Source organism: Streptomyces anulatus, from assembly GCF_000721175.1.
Classification (GTDB): Bacteria; Actinomycetota; Actinomycetes; order Streptomycetales; family Streptomycetaceae; genus Streptomyces; species Streptomyces anulatus_C.
This window is the reverse complement of record NZ_JOEZ01000042.1, coordinates 67,998-83,892: the sequence shown is the minus strand read 5'-3', so window position 1 is coordinate 83,892 and position 15,895 is coordinate 67,998. Positions and strand designations below refer to the sequence as shown.

Below are 15,895 nucleotides of genomic sequence, written 5' to 3'. Positions count from 1 at the left end.
AGACGTCGCAATCCACACCGAACCCGGAAGGCCCTCACCCGTTCAAGATCCCTCAGCCGAGAGCTGCATCACCCGTCCACAACCTCCCGGGGCAATACACCTAGTGCTCCCGGCCGGCGGGCACGCCCGTGCGGGACCCGGCCTTCTCCGGTACGGACACGGTATGCCCCGGGCCCTCCGGCCCCGGCCGCCGCCTCCGCAACAGGCGCGTCCACACCCCGTACAGCAGGAGTCCGGCGGCCAGCCCGGCGCCCGCGCCGAAGCAGGCCGTGGGGATGATGTCGAGCGGGCTCTCCACCCGGCCGAAGTGGGCGTACCAGCGGGCGCACCGGTGGACGACGCCGATCAGCACGCACAGGGCCAGCAGGCAGATCGCGCCCCACCGTTCCCGGCGGCCGAGCACGGGTACCCCATCAGGCGCGGGGGCCGGCGCGGTGCGCCGCAGCCCGGTGGCGGCGAACCAGCAGACGGCCATGAGGGCGAGGGCCGAACTGCCGTACTGGACGAGCTGGAACACCGGGAAGCCGGCGACGCTGCGGCTGAGCACCGGCAGCAGCTCCGTCCCCCACCGGCTGTGGTGGGTGAACGCGTCCCACACCACGTGGGTGGCCGCGCCCAGCGCGCCGGAGACGGCGAACCACAGCCAGGCGGACGGCCCGAAGGAGGCGCGCGTCCACCGCTGCCCCCGGACGAAGGCGTGGACGCGGCCCCGTACGCGTACCGGCAACAGCGCCACCAGCGGCTCCCGCAGCAGGGCCCACACCGCCACCAGCATGGCGGCGATGGCCAGGTTCACCGTGACCACCCCGAGGAAGGTGTGCGTGAACGAACCGAACTCCATCGCCCCGGGGATCACGGTATCCGCGAAGTAGGTGATGTCGGGTGCGAACGAACCGGCGACGAGCGCCGAGGGGAACAGCGGCCACCGGGCGGTCCCGTCCCGGCGGATCGCCGGGAGCACGGCGGCGGCATGACTGAGCGTGAACGGCATGGCGGCAAGTATGCGGGACCGTCAGGGCACCCTTCCGTGGCCGACCGGACAAGGTGCGCGCGGGAAGGTGAGAAAACAGTAAGAAGCGGTCAGGGCTCGGTGTCCGGGCGACACAAGTTGCCGTAGGGTCGCTGGAGTCCTCGCGCTGGGGAGCGCGAAGCCTTCGAGGGGGAGGGACCGGAACGTATGGCAGCGCACATTCGCCGACGTCTGCGCAAGGGGGCCACGACCACCGCGGTGGCGGCAGCCGCCGTGGCGGCGCTCGCAGCCTCGCAGGCGCCCGCGGCGACCCTGACCGAAGGAACCGCCGGCGGTGACCCGAAGGCGGCCGGTGAGGACACCGCGAGTGCCGGGGACGACGGCGCCGCGACCGGCAACTCGCCCTACTACACGGACCTTCCGCCCCTGGTCACACCAGACAAGCCCGGATCCTCCAGCAATCTGCCGGCCACCGGTAGTGCGGAAGCGGGCATTCCGGCGTCGATCCTGGCCGCGTACAAGCAGGCCGAGCGGACCGTCGCGGCCACCGACCCGAACTGCCGGCTGCCCTGGCAGCTCCTCGCGGCGATCGGCAAGGTCGAGTCCGGCCAGGCCCGCGGCGGGCGGGTCGACGCCGACGGCACCACCACCTCCCCGATCCTCGGCCCGGCCCTCAACGGCCAGGGTTTCGCGCTGATCAAGGACACCGACGGCGGGGCGTACGACAGTGACGCGGTCCACGACCGCGCGGTCGGCCCGATGCAGTTCATCCCGTCGACCTGGGCCTCCTGGGGCCAGGACGCCAACAGCGACGGCCGCAAGGATCCCAACAACATCTTCGACGCGGCGCTCGCCGCCGGCCGCTACCTCTGCGCCAACGACCGGGATCTGGCGCTCGCCGCCGACCTGGACAAGGCCGTGCTGAGCTACAACCGCTCGACGGAGTATCTGCGCACGGTCCGCTCGTGGTTCTCCTACTACCAGCGCGGTACGCACGAGATCCCCGACGGCACCGGAACGCTGCCCACCTCCCCAAGCACCCCCTCCCCGAGCACCCCCTCCCCGAGCCCGCGTCCGGGCACCAGCACCGGCCCGACCGGAACCCCCAGCCCGAAGCCCTCCCCGCACAAGCCGGGCGGAAAGCCGAGTCCGGGCCCCTCGAAGCCCGGTGGCGACGGCTCCACCAGCCCGAAGCCGAAGCCGCCCACGCCCGAGCCGACGCCGCCGTCCGAGACCTTCGGCTCCCTGGAGAACGCGGGCACCGGCCCGCTGCGCGCCACCGCGGGCCAGACGTTCGACGAGCGGGTCTCCGTCCGTGCCCGCAACGCGCTGGGCGCCCCGCTCGCCAAGGTGCCCGTCACCTTCACCGTCACCGGGAGCACCGGCACGCTCTTCACCGGCGGCAGGAAGACCGTCACGGTGACCACCGGGGCCGACGGCACCGCCACCGCGCCGGCGCTCCAGGCCGGCGAGGAGGCCGGGAAGTTCACGGTCACCGCCGTCGCCGGCACCGGCAGGCCGCGCACCCTGACCTACGCGGCGACCGTCACCGCCCGCCAGGCCGACGCGATCGCCCGGACCGATGAGAAGGCGCTCGTCGCCGCCCCCGGCGAGAAGTTCGCGGACGCCGTCACCGTCAAGGCCACGTACAAGGACGCCGCCGCGGCCGGAGTGGCCGTCACCGCCACGATGGTCAAGGACCCCCTGGGGCTCATCGACAACGACGAGGGCCCTTACTTCAAGGACGCGGACGGCAAGCCGGTCCGCACCCTCACCACCCTGACGACGGACGCCGACGGCGTGCTCCGGCTCCCGGAGATCTTCGCCGACGACACCGAGGGCACGTATCTGCTGCGCCTCACCACCGAGGGCGGCGCCTCGGTCGTCATCGAGCTCACCATCCAGGCCCCGGAGGAGACGGCCCCGGAGGAGACGGCCCCGGAGGAGACGGCTCCCGAGGAGACGGCCCCGGAGGAGACGGCTCCCGAGGAGACGGCTCCCGAGGGGCCCGCCTCGGAGGAGACGGCCCCGGGGAAGACGGCAACCCCCGAAGCCTGACCCCGCGGCAGCGCACAGCTGTGGCGGACAGCCCCTTGGCCACCCGGCCGAGGGGCTGTCCGCCGTGTTCTCATCTCGCGCCCCGGTTGCTACGGTGCCCCAGCACTGACGGCCCATCAGGTCGCCGTCGTCGGATCACCGCCCCGGGAGGCCGAGCATGCGTGCCCTCGTCGCCGCCGCCATCGGACTGGCCGCCGCCCTCGCGCTCGTGTTCACCATCTCCGCCGTCGGCTCCCCGGCCGGGGAGACCTCGCCCGAACCCCTGCTGACCACCGTCCCGGGCCCGAAGAGATAGCCGCCGCAGAGGGAAGAGGTCACCACCATGCGCCGCCGAGCCGGTCTCGTCCTCCTGGCCTTCGCCGTGTTCTTCGCCGCCATGTCGCCGCTGATGCGCTGGTACGCCTTCCCACGCCTGGCCAAGGTCCCGCCGGGCCAGTACCAGGAGGTCGTCCTGGAGGCGTCCCCCGCGACCCTCCTCGACTACACCACCCTCAAGGCGAAGAAGGTCGAGAAGGTCACCATCGTCCAGACGCTCAAGGGCAACGTGGAGGAGTCCGAGAAGATCGAACGCAGCGCCGGACGCGACGTCGTCGTCTGGGACGCGCTCTCCTACATCCAGGGCCCCGACGGCAAGATGGTCTCCGAGATCCCCGAGCGCTACATCTTCGACGCCCACACCCAGGCCCCCGTCAACGCCACCGGCGAGATGGTCGACGGCGACCCGGTCCGGCGCACGGGCATCGAGTTCAAGTGGCCCTTCCTCACCGAGAAGCGGGACTACGAGTACTTCGACGCCCAGAGCCGCACCACCGCCCCCATCCACTACCAGGGCACCCGCACCTTCCGTGGCCTGGAGGTCTACTACTTCGAGCAGACCATTCCGTGGACCAAGGTCCCGATGCCCAGGAAGATGCCCATCAAGGGCGTCACCGCCGAGCAGATCGCGCAGACCGGCATGACCCGCTGGTACACGACGAAGCGCATGTTCTGGGTCGACCCGGTCACCGGAGCCCCCGTCAACGGCGAGGAGATCCACCAGGAAGAGCTGCGCAACGCCAAGAAGATGGGCATGTCCGAGGACACCGTCACCGCGTTCTCCGGCCATGTGAAGATGCGCGAGGACTACATCGTGGACACCGTCGACCTGGTGAAGTCCCAGCGCGTCCTGGTCCTCCTGCTCACCTCGTACCTGCCCTGGGGCCTCCTCGGCCTCGGCATCGCGCTGTTCGCGCTCGCCCTGTGGCTGGAGGCCCGGTCCCGAACAACTGAAGGCCCTACGAGCGCTTGAGCCGGGCCGAGGTGAACCGCGTCGCCGGTACGGTCGCGGGGTCCTCCGGCCACGGATGCTTCGGGTAGCGGCCGCGCAGCTCCGCCCGCACCGCCTTGTAGCCCTCCTGCCAGAACGACGCCAGGTCCGCCGTGACGGCCGCGGGCCGCCCGGCGGGGGAGAGCAGGTGGACCAGGACCGGCACCCCGGCCACCTGGGGCGTCTCGCCCAGCCCGAACAGCTCCTGGAGCTTCACCGCCAGCACGGGCTGCTCCCCGCCGTACTCCACCCGGATCCGCGAACCGCTCGGCACCTCGATCCGCTCCGGCGCCAGCTCGTCCAGCCGGGCGCCTTCCCCGGTCGCCCAGGGCAGCAGCCGCCGCAACGCCTGGCCGGCGTCGATCCGGCCCAGATCAGAACGGCGCCGGGCCCGCGACAGCTCCGGCTCCAGCCACGCCCCGGTCTCCGCGAGCAGCGCCCCGTCCGAGACGTCCGGCCACGGCGCCCCCAGCACCCGGTGCAGGAACGCCAGCCGCAGCCGCAGCTGCTCACTGTCCCGGGTCCACCGCAGCAGCCCGAGCCCCTCCCGCCGCAGGCCCTCGACCAGGGCCCCGCGCACCAGATCCGGATCGGGCTGCCTCAGCGGCCGTACCGCCAGCTCGACCGCCCCCAGCCGGTCCACGGACCTGGCCACCACCTCACCGTCCACCCAGCGGACCTCCTCGCCCCGCACCCGCAGATGCCCGGCGGCCAGCAGCGCGGTGGACTCGTCGACGACCGCCGCCAGCCGCACCCGCGCCGAAGCCGCGTGGGAGGGCCGGTCCGCGACCGCCACGGCCAGCCAGGGCGCGCTGCGCAGCCGCGATCCGTCCCGCAGTTCCGCGCCCGTGCCCGACGCCATCAGGAAGGCCCCGTCGCCCCGGGCCCGCGCCACCCGCTCCGGAAACGCCAGCGCGGCGACGAGCCCCACGGCCGCGTCGTCGGAACCACCGCCCTTCCCGCCGCCGGAACCGGCACCGCTCCCCAGCGACGACGACAGCCGGCGCACCTCCTGCTTCCAGCGCGCCGCGTACCCGTCCTGGCCCCGGCGGGCGGTCCGCAGCGCCGCCGCGAGATCGTCCCCGTACTCCCTCGGCGGCTCCTCGCTCAGCAGGGCCACCACCTCCGCGGCCCGCCGCGCCCCGACCTCCCGCGCGCCGTCCAGCAGGGCCCGCGCCAGCCGCGGATGCAGCCCGAGCCGGGACATCCGTACGCCCCGGTCGGTCACCCGGCCCTCGCCGTCCACGGCGCCGATCGCGTCCAGCACCTCCCGGGCCGCGCCCATCGCCCCGGCGGGCGGCGGGTCCAGCAGCGCGAGCGAGGACGCGCCCGGATCGCCCCAGCACGCCGCCTGCAACGCGAACGCCGCGAGGTCGGCGACCTTGATCTCCGGCGACGGGAAGCGCGCGAGCCGTCCGTCCTCGGCCTGGTCCCAGCACCGGTACACCGCCCCCGGAGCCTCCCGCCCCGCCCGCCCGGCACGCTGCCGCCCGGCCGCCTGGGACGCCCGTACGGTCGTCAGGGCGCTCAGGCCCCGGGCATGGTCGGTACGGGGTTCCCGTGCGAGACCCGAGTCGACGACGACCCGCACACCCGGCACCGTCAGGGACGACTCCGCCACCGCGGTCGCCAGGACCACCCGCCGTCCCTCGGAAGAGCCGGCCAGTACCGCGTCCTGCACGGCGGCAGGAGCCCGCCCGTGCACCTGGAGCACCTCGGCGGCCACTCCGGCGAGCTGCCCGGCCACCCGCGAGATCTCCCCGACGCCGGGCAGGAAGCAGAGCACGTCCCCCTCCCGCTCCGCGAGCGCCCGGCGCACGGTCGCGGCCACATGCGTCAGCAGCGCCGGATCCACGCGCATCCCGTGCGGCGGCTTCACCGGACGGGCGGGCGGCGCCCAGACCACCTCCACCGGGTGCGACACGCCCTGCGCCTCGACCACGGGGGCGTCGCCGAGCAGCCGCGCCCAGCCCTCCGCGTCCGTCGTCGCGGACGCCGCCACCAGCCGCAGATCGGGCCGGATCGCCTCGCGTACGTCCAGGAGGAACGCGGCGACCGTGTCGGCGTCCAGATGCCGCTCGTGGCATTCGTCGATGATCACCACATCGACCCCGGCCAGCTCCTGGTCCCGCTGGAGCCGCTGGAGCAGCACCCCGGTGGTCACGACCTCCACCACCGTCTCCCGCCCCACCACGCGCTCGCCGCGGACAGTGAAGCCGATCCGGCCGCCCGGCTGCTCGCCCAGCAGCCACGCCATCCGCCGCGCCGCCGCCCGCGCGGCGATCCGCCGCGGCTCGGCGACCACGACCCGGCGCACCGGGCCCTCGCCGGTCAGCCCGGCCAGGACCAGCGGGACGAGCGTCGTCTTGCCGGTGCCGGGAGGGGCGCACAGGACGGCGACGCCCCGGTCGTCGAGCGCGCGCTCCAGGGCGGGCACGGCGGTGCGGACGGGCAGACGGTCCAGGGCCTCGGTACGGATCACGCCCCCAGTGTCGTACGGGAGGGGGAAACGCCGGTCCGTCAGCCCCGCCGGCGAAGACCGTCAGCTCCGCTCGCAGACGAAGATCGCCGTGCCCGGGATCAGGTTGCCGCGCAGCGGGGACCAGCCGCCCCACTCCTGGTTGTTCCAGGCGGGCCATTCCGGTTCGACCAGGTCGACCAGCCGGAAACCGCCCGCCACCACGTCCCGGACCCGGTCGCCCAGGGTGCGGTGGTGTTCCACATAGACGGCGTCGCCGTTCTCGTCCTGCTCCACATAGGGGACACGGTCGAAGTAGGAGGCGGCGACGGACAGGCCCTCGGGCCCGGGCTCGTCCGGGAACGCCCACCGGATCGGGTGCGTCACGGAGAACACCCAGCGCCCGCCGGGCCGCAGCACCCGGTGGACCTCGCGGAAGACCTGGACGGGGTCGGCGACGAACGGGACCGCCCCGTACGCGGAGCAGGCCAGGTCGAAGGAGCCGTCGCGGAACGGGAGCCGGCCCGCGTCCGCCTCGACCAGCGGGACGTCCTCGCCGATCCGCAGGGCGTGCTGGAGCTGGCGGTGGGAGAGGTCGAGCGCGACCGGGCGCGCGCCCTGGCCGGCCAGCCAGCGCGAGCACTGGGCGGCCCCGGCCCCGATCTCCAGGACGTCGAGGTCCTTGAGGGAGGAGGCGGGCCCCAGCAGCGCGGCCTCCGCCTCGTCCAGCCCCTCCGGACCCCAGACGAAGCGGTCGTCCCCCAGGAAGCCGCCGTGGTCCGACTGGTACTCGTCCGCGTTCCGGTCCCACCAGCCGCGGCTGGCCCGGCTGCTCTCCGCCTCGTCCGCGGCGCGGCGGGTGGCCTCGGGCTCCGCGGTTTCTGCGGGTCCTGAGGAGTAGGTCCCGTGGATCTCTTGGCTCATCGTGCCCGTCGTTGTAGTTTGCCTTCACCCGCCGCGAGCGCTACGTACCAGGGGGCGTACCCCGGGGGTACGGACGCGCGTCCGCGGCGCCGTGCCGTAGTGTTCCCGGGCCGATGTGGCCTCGGCGAACACGAGTTGTGCCGGGTTTGGGGCCATGTGCCCCGGGTGTGCGCCTTCGCGCATTGACCCTGTCCGGCTGCCCCCGTATGCTACAAGTTGCGCTGCGAGCCTGCGCGCCTCAGACCTAGCAGGCCGCGCTCGCGTCTGTTGCATGTCCCCTCGGTTGTCGAGGTGCCTCTCCGGAAACGGATTGCGCGCTTTCCAGGCTGTCCGGCTTCTGCAGAGGCGATACGGGCTTTCGGCGTAGCAGTACCTACGACTCTCTGTCCGTACCGGAGCCCTTTCCCACATGACGAGCAGCACCGAGACCACCGCCACCACTCCGCAGGTTGCGGTCAACGACATCGGCGACGCGGACGCGTTCCTCGCGGCGATCGACGAGACGATCAAGTACTTCAACGACGGCGACATCGTTGACGGTGTCATCGTCAAGGTTGACCGGGACGAGGTTCTCCTCGACATCGGTTACAAGACCGAAGGTGTCATCCCGAGCCGCGAGCTCTCGATCAAGCACGACGTCGACCCGAACGAGGTCGTCAAGGTCGGCGACGAGATCGAGGCCCTGGTTCTCCAGAAGGAGGACAAGGAAGGCCGCCTGATTCTCTCGAAGAAGCGCGCTCAGTACGAGCGTGCTTGGGGCACCATCGAGAAGATCAAGGAAGAGGACGGCATCGTCACCGGTACCGTCATCGAGGTCGTCAAGGGTGGTCTCATCCTCGACATCGGCCTCCGCGGCTTCCTCCCGGCGTCGCTCGTCGAGATGCGTCGTGTCCGCGACCTCCAGCCCTACGTGGGCAAGGAGCTCGAGGCGAAGATCATCGAGCTGGACAAGAACCGCAACAACGTGGTCCTGTCCCGCCGCGCCTGGCTCGAGCAGACCCAGTCCGAGGTTCGCCAGACGTTCCTCACGACCCTGCAGAAGGGCCAGGTCCGCTCCGGCGTCGTCTCCTCGATCGTCAACTTCGGTGCCTTCGTGGACCTGGGTGGCGTCGACGGTCTCGTGCACGTCTCCGAGCTGTCCTGGAAGCACATCGACCACCCCTCCGAGGTTGTCGAGGTCGGCCAGGAAGTCACCGTCGAGGTCCTCGACGTCGACATGGACCGCGAGCGCGTCTCGCTGTCGCTCAAGGCGACGCAGGAAGACCCGTGGCAGCAGTTCGCCCGGACGCACCAGATCGGTCAGGTCGTCCCGGGTAAGGTCACCAAGCTCGTTCCCTTCGGTGCGTTCGTGCGCGTCGACGAGGGCATCGAGGGTCTGGTCCACATCTCCGAGCTGGCCGAGCGCCACGTGGAGATCCCGGAGCAGGTCGTCCAGGTCAACGACGAGATCTTCGTCAAGGTCATCGACATCGACCTCGAGCGCCGCCGCATCAGCCTCTCGCTGAAGCAGGCCAACGAGTCCTTCGGTGGCGACCCGGCCTCGGTCGAGTTCGACCCGACGCTGTACGGCATGGCCGCGTCGTACGACGACCAGGGGAACTACATCTACCCCGAGGGCTTCGACCCCGAGACCAACGACTGGCTCGAGGGCTTCGAGGCGCAGCGCGAGGTCTGGGAGACCCAGTACGCCGAGGCGCAGCAGCGCTTCGAGCAGCACCAGGCCCAGGTCATCAAGTCCCGCGAGGCCGACGAGGCTGCTGCGGCCGAGGGCGCTGCTGCCCCGGCCGGCGCTGCTCCGGCCGCCTCCGGCGGCAGCGGTGGTGGCGGCGGCGGCTCCTACTCCTCGGAGTCGGCGGACAACTCCGGCGCCCTGGCGTCGGACGAGGCCCTTGCCGCGCTGCGCGAGAAGCTCGCGGGCGGCCAGAGCTGACGCTCTGACCCCGGCGGCTCATCGGCTGCAGTAGCTGTAGAGCGTTGAGTGAGGCCCGTCCCCTTCGGGGGGCGGGCCTCACGTGCGTGTGCGGGGGCGGGGGTTACGGGGTGACGGCGATGTTGGTCAGTCCCTTGCCGCCGGTGACGGTGTTGCTCGCGTGCACGGTGGTGCGGCAACCGGAGCTGTGGTTGGTGACGTTGATGGCGAGCCGCTTGTCGCCGGTGGCCCCGGAGAGGTTCGAGGCGTTGCCGCGGAAGACGGTGGCGCAGCCCCAGCCGCTCTGCTGGGTGTGGGTCTCGTAGCCGTTGTTGGTGGTGCGGGACCCTTTGTTGCCCTCGACCAGGACGTTGTTGCCCTTCACGTCGACCCAGGAGTCGTCGTAGTTGGCGCCCGTCAGCCCGTGGCCGTCGAAGGCGTTGCCGATGATCCTCGCGCCGGTCGTGCCTTCCTTGATGTCGATGCTCTCGCCGCCGACATCGGGGCCGATGGTGTTGTTCAGGATCTGCGCGTTGTCGCTGCGGTCGGAGAGATCGCCCGCCGAACCGACGTACACGCCCTCGCCCATGCCCCGCCCGTTCTGCCCGGTGTCGTAGATCCGGGAGTTCTTCAGGACGCCGTCCTTGCTGGACTTACGGAAGTGGACGCCTTCCATGTCCAGGTCGTGCACGGTCACCGAGTCGATCACGACACCGTTCGCCGCGTCGGTCATGATGCCCTTCTGTCCGCCCTTGATCGTGACCCCCTGGACCGTCCAGTACGAGGCGCCGTTCAGATGCAGCCCGTAGCCGCCGCCCGCGGTCAGGACCGCCCTGCTGGAGCCGGTGAGGGTGATCCGCGCCCCGGCGGTGCCGGGCCGGGTGGCCTTGAAGTTCCCGGTGTACGTGCCGTCGGCGAGCCGGATCGTGCCGCCGGGGGAGACGGTGGTGAGTGCCGACTTGAGCTGGGCGGCAGTGCTCACGTCGATGACCGCGGCGTTCGCGGGACCGGCGCCGGCCAGGGTGAGGCCGCCGGAGGCCAGGGCGGCGGCGAGCAGGACGGTGAGGGGGGAGCGGGTGCGCATGGGGGTGCCTTCCCGTCGTATGGGTCCGGACGTAGCAGTCCGGACGTGGGGGACCGGACTGTGCAGTCCAGACGTGGAGGTCCGGACGGAGGGGTTCGGACGTAGAGATTCCGTCCGTTCCCGTACGTGAATGCGAGACGTGTGTCTGAATGTGCTGTCCAGTGACGGTAGGGACGGCGGCAGGGCGCGTCAAGGTCTGGACCAGGATCGGCGGGCGATGCCGGGCGCGCTGAAGCACTCGCGCGGCACGGGCAGCTGACGGGCCGTGACCCGTCCTCGCCGGGGAAAGGTCCGGGTGCGGGGAATGCTCGTGCCGCCGGTCGTGTTCTTCCAGGGAACACGAGGAGGAGCGGTAACCGTGCCTGATCCGCAGAGTTTGTACGAATGGGAGCCGAAGGGCCTGGCCGTCGTCGACATGGCGCTGGCGCAGGAGTCCGCCGGCCTGGTCATGCTCTACCACTTCGACGGCTACATCGACGCGGGCGAGACCGGCGAGCAGATCGTCGACGGCCTGCTCGAAACGCTGCCCCACCAGGTCGTCGCGCGCTTCGACCACGACCGGCTCGTCGACTACCGCGCGCGGCGCCCCCTGCTCACCTTCCGGCGCGACCGCTGGACGTCCTTCGAGGCCCCGGCCCTGGAGGTCCGGGTGGTCCAGGACGCCACCGGAGCGCCCTTCCTGCTGCTGTCCGGCCCGGAGCCGGACGTGGAGTGGGAGCGGTTCGCTGCCGCCGTCGAGCAGATCGTCGAGCGCCTCGGCGTCCGGCTCGCGGTGAACTTCCACGGCATCCCGATGGGCGTCCCGCACACCCGCCCCGTCGGCATCACCCCGCACGGCAACCGCACCGACCTGATGCCGGGCCACCGCAGCCCCTTCGACGAGGCCCAGGTGCCCGGTTCGGCCGAGGCACTCGTCGAATACCGGCTGATGGAGTCCGGCCACGACGTCCTCGGGGTCGCCACCCACGTTCCGCACTATGTCGCCCGGTCCTCCTACCCGGACGCGGCATTGACCGCGCTGGAGGCGATCACCGCGGCGACCGGTCTGGTGCTGCCCGCCCTCGCGCACACCCTGCGCACCGAGGCGCACCGCACACAGAGCGAGATCGACCGGCAGATCCGCCAGGGCGACGAGGAGCTCGTCTCCCTCGTCGAGGGCCTTGAGCACCAGTACGACGCCGTCGCCGGTTCCGAGACGCGCGGCAACCTGGTGGCCGAGCCGGTCGACCTGCCGTCCGCCGACGAGATCGGCCGCGAGTTCGAGCGCTTCCTCGCCGAGCGGGAGGGCGAGGGCTGAGCGCCCCCGCCCGGCCCGTAGGCTGCGGCCCATGCTGAAAGTGGGCCTGACCGGCGGCATCGGCGCCGGCAAGAGCGAAGTGTCGCGGCTGCTCGTCGAGTACGGCGCCGTCCTGATCGACTCCGACCGGATCTCCCGCGAGGTCGTCGAACCCGGGACGCCCGGACTCGCTGCCGTCGTCGAGGAGTTCGGGCCGGACGTCCTGACCGCCGAAGGCACCCTGGACCGTCCGGCGCTCGGCGCACTCGTCTTCGCCGACGCCGAACGGCGGGCCGCGCTCAACGCGATCGTCCACCCCCTGGTCGGCGCCCGCGCGGCCGAGCTGGAACGGGCGGCTCCCCAGGACGCCGTCGTCATCCACGACGTCCCCCTCCTCGCCGAGAACGGGCTCGCCCCCTTCTACGACCTGGTCGTGGTGGTGGACGCATCCGCCGAGACCCAGCTCCACCGGCTCGTGACGCTGCGCGGGATGACCGAGTCCGACGCCCGTGCCAGGATGGCCGCCCAGGCCACCCGCGAACAGCGCCGGGCCATCGCCGACCTGATCGTGGACAACGACGGGCCGCTGGAGGCGCTGGAACCGCAGGTCCGCACGCTCTGGGACGAGTTGGTCCGCAGGGCCGCCGCCCGCTGAGGCCGCCGGGTCCGCCGGTCCGCGCCCACGAACGCCCCGGCCGGAATACCGGAGCCGGGGCGGGCGTTGGGGAACGCGTGAGGGAAGGGAAGGATGCGACCGTGCCCGAGAGGAATCCGGAGACCCACGTCATCGACTACCGTGCGGCCGAGCATCTGCTCGACGCCCGGGACCCCCGGGGTGCCGTCAAGCTCCTCGACTCGGTGATCGCCGCCCACCCGGAGAACACCGCCGCCCGGCTGCTGCGGGCCCGCGCCTTCTTCGCCGCCGCCCAACTGCGCCCAGCCGAGCTGGAATTCGAGCTGGTGCTGGAGCGCGAGCCGGACAACGCCTTCGCCCACTTCGCCCTGGCCCGCACCTTCGAGCGGGCCGGCCGCCCGGAGCAGGCGACCCGGCACTTCCGGCTGGCGGCGGCGCTCGACCCGAAGCCGGAGTACCTCCGCGCCGCGAAGTTCGACGAGCGGGCCTGACGGACCGGACCGGCGTGGACGACACACCTAGGGTGTGGGGCCCGCCCGTCCGCCGTTCCTCCAGCCGCCGTCCGTGCCGGGCCCCGGCCGTCGCGGACGGCCGTCGCCGTGGTCCGGCTCGTACGGCGGGACGTCACGGCCCGGCTGGTAGTGCGGGCCCTGACGCATGCGGTACGTGATCACGCCCAGGTCCACCACCGCGAGCAGCAGCACCACCGCGCAGGCCGCCGCCCAGCCAGGCCGCCCGGTCAGGGAGAACGCCACCACGCCGAAGAGGGTCCAGAAGATCCCCCACAGGCTCAGCCAGAGCCGCATCCGCAGCGGACTGCGGGCGGTCGCGGGTTCACTGCCGGTACGCATGGCGATCACCTCACTCACCAGCATGGACCCGCCCGGCGGCGGACGGAACAGGGAGCGGCCGGGCGGAGAGGGGGGCGCTACGCTGCGGCCCTCGGCGCTGACCTGGCGTGACGGGCAGGGAACCGCCTCCGGCGGCGGCTCGTTCGTCCTTCATGAGCGAATCACTGGTACGCGAGGGGTACGAGGGGACCGGTCCCGGAGCCATCACGCCGGACGGGTGCGCGGTGGAGCTCTATCGACGGCTGTCCGCCGGCGAGGAGCCGGACGTGATCTCGGGCGTTGCTCCCGCCGGGGCGAGCATCCTCGAACTGGGCTGCGGGGCGGGCCGGGTGACACACCCGCTGGTGCGGCAAGGGTTCCGCGTGACGGCGGTGGACGAGTCGCCGGAGATGCTGGAGCAGATCGTCGGGGCACGCACGGTGCGCAGCCCCATCGAGTCGCTGGACCTGGGCGGTGAGCGGTTCGACGTGGTGCTGCTCGGCTCCTTCCTGGTCCACGCGGGCGAGCACCGGGTGCGCGACGGGATGCTGCGCGTCTGCCGGGCCCATGTGCGGGACGACGGGATCGTCCTCGTCCAGCGCGAGGGCGTGGCGCACCGCTCGGAGCTGCCGTGGGAGCGGACCGACCCGTCGGGCGGCCTGATCCGGATCGTCTCCGCGGATCCGGTGGGCGACGGCGTGCGCTCCGTGCGCGCGGAGTACCACTTCGACGACGCCCGGTGGACGCAGACCTTCCTGTCGCGGGAGCTGTCCGACGAGGACCTCGCCCGGCATCTCGCGACGGCCGGGCTCACGGTGGACCGCACCCTCACCGACGACGGCACCTGGCTGCTGGCCCGCCCCGCGCTCTGACCTCGGTGCACGAAGCCGGTATCCGCGGACCTCAGTGCACGAAGCTGTAACTGCGCCACGGCCCGCTGCCCGGCGCCGTCACATCGCTGAACCGGGTCGGCACATAGGTCGTCCGGCCGCCCGTGCAGTCACGTGTGCGGTACATGATGACGTCGACCAGCGTCCCGTTCTCCACCTCGTGGGCTCCCGCCGGGGCGATCCGGTGGCAGCCGCGTACCGACGGGCTGTTCACCTGCAGCACCGCTTCGCGCTCCGTGGTGTACGTCACCGGGCCCACCGCGGTACGGCCGAGCCCGGAGCAGCCCGAGACGGCGAGGGCGAGGAGCGTGACTCCGGCGGCGATCCCGAGGTGGCGTCGGCGGTGAACGGTGGCGGTCACGGACATGGGCGGGTCCTCGTCTGCTCGTCCGGTGCTCGTCCGGCGAATCGGTACGTCGGGAAGACGTGCTGGCGCTGGCCACCCTGCCCGCCCGGGGCCGCCCCGGCATCCCGTGCGCAGCCGACCGGGCGAGCCGCCGTTCGACGGGGGTTCACCATGCGCTCGAATAGGGCATAAAATTACAAAAAGTGCTATGTGGGTGCGTGTTTGTCCGCTCCCCTTCCTCTCAGGGGGCCGTGATGGCTCAGGAGCTAGTGATCGCGTCGGTGGCGGTGCTGTGCGCCGCGGCGCTGTACGTGGCCTTGGCGGCGCGGGTGATCCGGCAGTACGAGAGGGGTGTCGTGCTGCGGCTCGGCAGGCTGCGGGACGAGGTGCGGCGGCCGGGCTTCACGATGGTCGTGCCGGGGATCGACCGGCTGCGCAAGGTGAACCTGCAGATCGTCACCATGCCGGTGCCGGCGCAGGACGGCATCACCCGGGACAACGTCACCGTCCGCGTGGACGCGGTCATCTACTTCAAGGTGGTCGACCCGACGAACGCCGTCATCGCGGTGGAGGACTACCGGTTCGCCGTCTCGCAGATGGCCCAGACCTCGCTCCGGTCGATCATCGGCAAGAGCGACCTGGACGATCTGCTGTCCAACCGCGAGAAGCTGAACCAGGGGCTGGAGGTCATGATCGACAGCCCGGCCGTCAGCTGGGGCGTGCAGATCGACCGGGTGGAGATCAAGGACGTCTCTCTGCCGGAGACCATGAAGCGGTCCATGGCCCGGCAGGCCGAGGCCGACCGGGAGCGGCGTGCCAGGGTGATCAACGCCGACGCGGAGCTCCAGGCCTCGAAGAAGCTGGCCCAGGCGGCCGGCGAGATGTCCGCCCAGCCCGCGGCGCTCCAGCTGAGGCTGTTGCAGACCGTGGTCGCCGTCGCGGCGGAGAAGAACTCCACACTGGTGCTGCCCTTCCCTGTGGAGCTGCTCCGCTTCCTGGAGCGCGCGCAGCAGCCGGCCGCGGAGACGGGACAAGACGGAGAACCGGCCGCACCCCCCGCCCCGACCGAACCTGCCGCCGCGCCCGGCCCGACCGCGCCGTCCTCCTCGGAGCAGCCGTTCGCCCATCACTGAGCGTCCGGCTCCACTCGTGGAACCGGACCCGCGGCGGACCCGTCCCTCCGTCGCTGAGCTGGGGTGATGCGGCAGGA

General features: G+C 72.1%; 15 protein-coding genes. 9 read left to right on the top strand and 6 right to left on the bottom strand.

The genetic code is table 11. The features are described from left to right. Window positions 1-100: 100 nt before the first annotated feature. Window positions 101-991 carry a DUF4184 family protein gene (locus IG90_RS0134330; protein ID WP_030593762.1) on the bottom strand — a complete coding sequence of 297 codons (891 nt, stop codon included), beginning with the start codon at window positions 989-991 and terminating at the stop codon, window positions 101-103. 186 nt (window positions 992-1,177) lie between these two features. Between IG90_RS0134330 and IG90_RS0134325 the strand changes: the two genes are divergently transcribed. The 3 genes from IG90_RS0134325 (at window position 1,178) to pgfA (ending at window position 4,316) form a co-directional block, all read left to right on the top strand. Next, window positions 1,178-3,028: a lytic transglycosylase domain-containing protein gene (locus IG90_RS0134325; protein WP_030593759.1), complete on the top strand. Its 1,851-nt coding sequence runs from the start codon at window positions 1,178-1,180 to the stop codon at window positions 3,026-3,028. 157 nt (window positions 3,029-3,185) lie between these two features. After that, window positions 3,186-3,323, top strand: coding sequence for an SPW_0924 family protein (locus IG90_RS43990; RefSeq protein ID WP_106973016.1), 138 nt, complete (start codon window positions 3,186-3,188; stop codon window positions 3,321-3,323). 27 nt (window positions 3,324-3,350) lie between these two features. Next, window positions 3,351-4,316: a cell envelope lipid trafficking protein PgfA gene (gene pgfA / locus IG90_RS0134315; RefSeq protein WP_030593756.1), complete on the top strand. Its 966-nt coding sequence runs from the start codon at window positions 3,351-3,353 to the stop codon at window positions 4,314-4,316. On the opposite strand, the gene hrpB is transcribed toward pgfA, so the two are convergent. Continuing rightward, entirely contained in the window at window positions 4,303-6,816 is a 2,514-nt protein-coding gene (hrpB, locus tag IG90_RS0134310) for an ATP-dependent helicase HrpB (RefSeq protein ID WP_030593753.1), read from the bottom strand. The two genes, pgfA and hrpB, sit on opposite strands and share 14 nt — an antisense overlap. 60 nt (window positions 6,817-6,876) lie before the next feature. Then, window positions 6,877-7,716, bottom strand: a complete 840-nt coding sequence (locus tag IG90_RS0134305) for a class I SAM-dependent methyltransferase (protein ID WP_030593750.1) — start codon at window positions 7,714-7,716, stop codon at window positions 6,877-6,879. Between the two features lie 409 nt (window positions 7,717-8,125). Here IG90_RS0134305 and rpsA point away from each other — a divergent pair, with 409 nt between their 5' ends. Continuing rightward, window positions 8,126-9,646, top strand: coding sequence for a 30S ribosomal protein S1 (rpsA, locus tag IG90_RS0134300; RefSeq protein ID WP_030593748.1), 1,521 nt, complete (start codon window positions 8,126-8,128; stop codon window positions 9,644-9,646). A 103-nt stretch (window positions 9,647-9,749) separates the two neighbouring features. Here the strand turns inward: rpsA and IG90_RS0134295 are convergent, their stop codons facing one another. Next, the gene (locus tag IG90_RS0134295) at window positions 9,750-10,709 is read right to left on the bottom strand and encodes a right-handed parallel beta-helix repeat-containing protein (RefSeq protein WP_030593746.1); all 960 of its coding nucleotides are present in this window, start codon (window positions 10,707-10,709) and stop codon (window positions 9,750-9,752) included. A 358-nt stretch (window positions 10,710-11,067) separates the two neighbouring features. Here IG90_RS0134295 and IG90_RS0134290 point away from each other — a divergent pair, with 358 nt between their 5' ends. The 3 genes from IG90_RS0134290 to IG90_RS0134280 all read left to right on the top strand — a co-directional run bounded on the left by IG90_RS0134290 (window position 11,068) and on the right by IG90_RS0134280 (window position 13,110). Continuing rightward, a complete protein-coding gene (locus IG90_RS0134290; protein ID WP_030593743.1) occupies window positions 11,068-12,006 on the top strand; it encodes a PAC2 family protein in 939 nt (312 codons plus the stop codon). Window positions 12,007-12,037: 31 nt separating this feature from the next. Beyond that, entirely contained in the window at window positions 12,038-12,640 is a 603-nt protein-coding gene (gene coaE, locus IG90_RS0134285) for a dephospho-CoA kinase (protein WP_030593740.1), read from the top strand. A 101-nt stretch (window positions 12,641-12,741) separates the two neighbouring features. Next, the gene (locus tag IG90_RS0134280) at window positions 12,742-13,110 is read left to right on the top strand and encodes a tetratricopeptide repeat protein (protein ID WP_030593737.1); all 369 of its coding nucleotides are present in this window, start codon (window positions 12,742-12,744) and stop codon (window positions 13,108-13,110) included. A gap of 27 nt (window positions 13,111-13,137) precedes the next feature. Here IG90_RS0134280 and IG90_RS0134275 read toward each other — a convergent pair whose 3' ends face one another. After that, complete coding sequence (locus IG90_RS0134275; RefSeq protein ID WP_030593734.1) at window positions 13,138-13,494, bottom strand: DUF6343 family protein; 357 nt, start codon at window positions 13,492-13,494, stop codon at window positions 13,138-13,140. A gap of 128 nt (window positions 13,495-13,622) precedes the next feature. Between IG90_RS0134275 and IG90_RS0134270 the strand changes: the two genes are divergently transcribed. Further along, window positions 13,623-14,321 carry a class I SAM-dependent methyltransferase gene (locus tag IG90_RS0134270; protein WP_030593731.1) on the top strand — a complete coding sequence of 233 codons (699 nt, stop codon included), beginning with the start codon at window positions 13,623-13,625 and terminating at the stop codon, window positions 14,319-14,321. A 31-nt stretch (window positions 14,322-14,352) separates the two neighbouring features. Here IG90_RS0134270 and IG90_RS0134265 read toward each other — a convergent pair whose 3' ends face one another. Next, entirely contained in the window at window positions 14,353-14,706 is a 354-nt protein-coding gene (locus IG90_RS0134265) for a hypothetical protein (protein WP_030593728.1), read from the bottom strand. A gap of 233 nt (window positions 14,707-14,939) precedes the next feature. Here IG90_RS0134265 and IG90_RS0134260 point away from each other — a divergent pair, with 233 nt between their 5' ends. Further along, window positions 14,940-15,818: a slipin family protein gene (locus IG90_RS0134260; RefSeq protein WP_030593726.1), complete on the top strand. Its 879-nt coding sequence runs from the start codon at window positions 14,940-14,942 to the stop codon at window positions 15,816-15,818. Window positions 15,819-15,895: the final 77 nt, after the last annotated feature.

Bases quoted from the DNA above. Each gene is read 5' to 3' on its own strand.
- IG90_RS0134330 (WP_030593762.1), bottom strand. From the start codon at position 991: ATGCCGTTCACGCTCAGTCATGCCGCCGCCGTGCTCCCGGCGATCCGC.
- IG90_RS0134325 (WP_030593759.1), top strand. From the start codon at position 1,178: ATGGCAGCGCACATTCGCCGACGTCTGCGCAAGGGGGCCACGACCACC.
- IG90_RS43990 (WP_106973016.1), top strand. From the start codon at position 3,186: ATGCGTGCCCTCGTCGCCGCCGCCATCGGACTGGCCGCCGCCCTCGCG.
- pgfA (WP_030593756.1), top strand. From the start codon at position 3,351: ATGCGCCGCCGAGCCGGTCTCGTCCTCCTGGCCTTCGCCGTGTTCTTC.
- IG90_RS0134305 (WP_030593750.1), bottom strand. From the start codon at position 7,716: ATGAGCCAAGAGATCCACGGGACCTACTCCTCAGGACCCGCAGAAACC.
- rpsA (WP_030593748.1), top strand. From the start codon at position 8,126: ATGACGAGCAGCACCGAGACCACCGCCACCACTCCGCAGGTTGCGGTC.
- IG90_RS0134295 (WP_030593746.1), bottom strand. From the start codon at position 10,709: ATGCGCACCCGCTCCCCCCTCACCGTCCTGCTCGCCGCCGCCCTGGCC.
- coaE (WP_030593740.1), top strand. From the start codon at position 12,038: ATGCTGAAAGTGGGCCTGACCGGCGGCATCGGCGCCGGCAAGAGCGAA.
- IG90_RS0134275 (WP_030593734.1), bottom strand. From the start codon at position 13,494: ATGCTGGTGAGTGAGGTGATCGCCATGCGTACCGGCAGTGAACCCGCG.
- IG90_RS0134270 (WP_030593731.1), top strand. From the start codon at position 13,623: ATGAGCGAATCACTGGTACGCGAGGGGTACGAGGGGACCGGTCCCGGA.
- IG90_RS0134265 (WP_030593728.1), bottom strand. From the start codon at position 14,706: ATGTCCGTGACCGCCACCGTTCACCGCCGACGCCACCTCGGGATCGCC.
- IG90_RS0134260 (WP_030593726.1), top strand. From the start codon at position 14,940: ATGGCTCAGGAGCTAGTGATCGCGTCGGTGGCGGTGCTGTGCGCCGCG.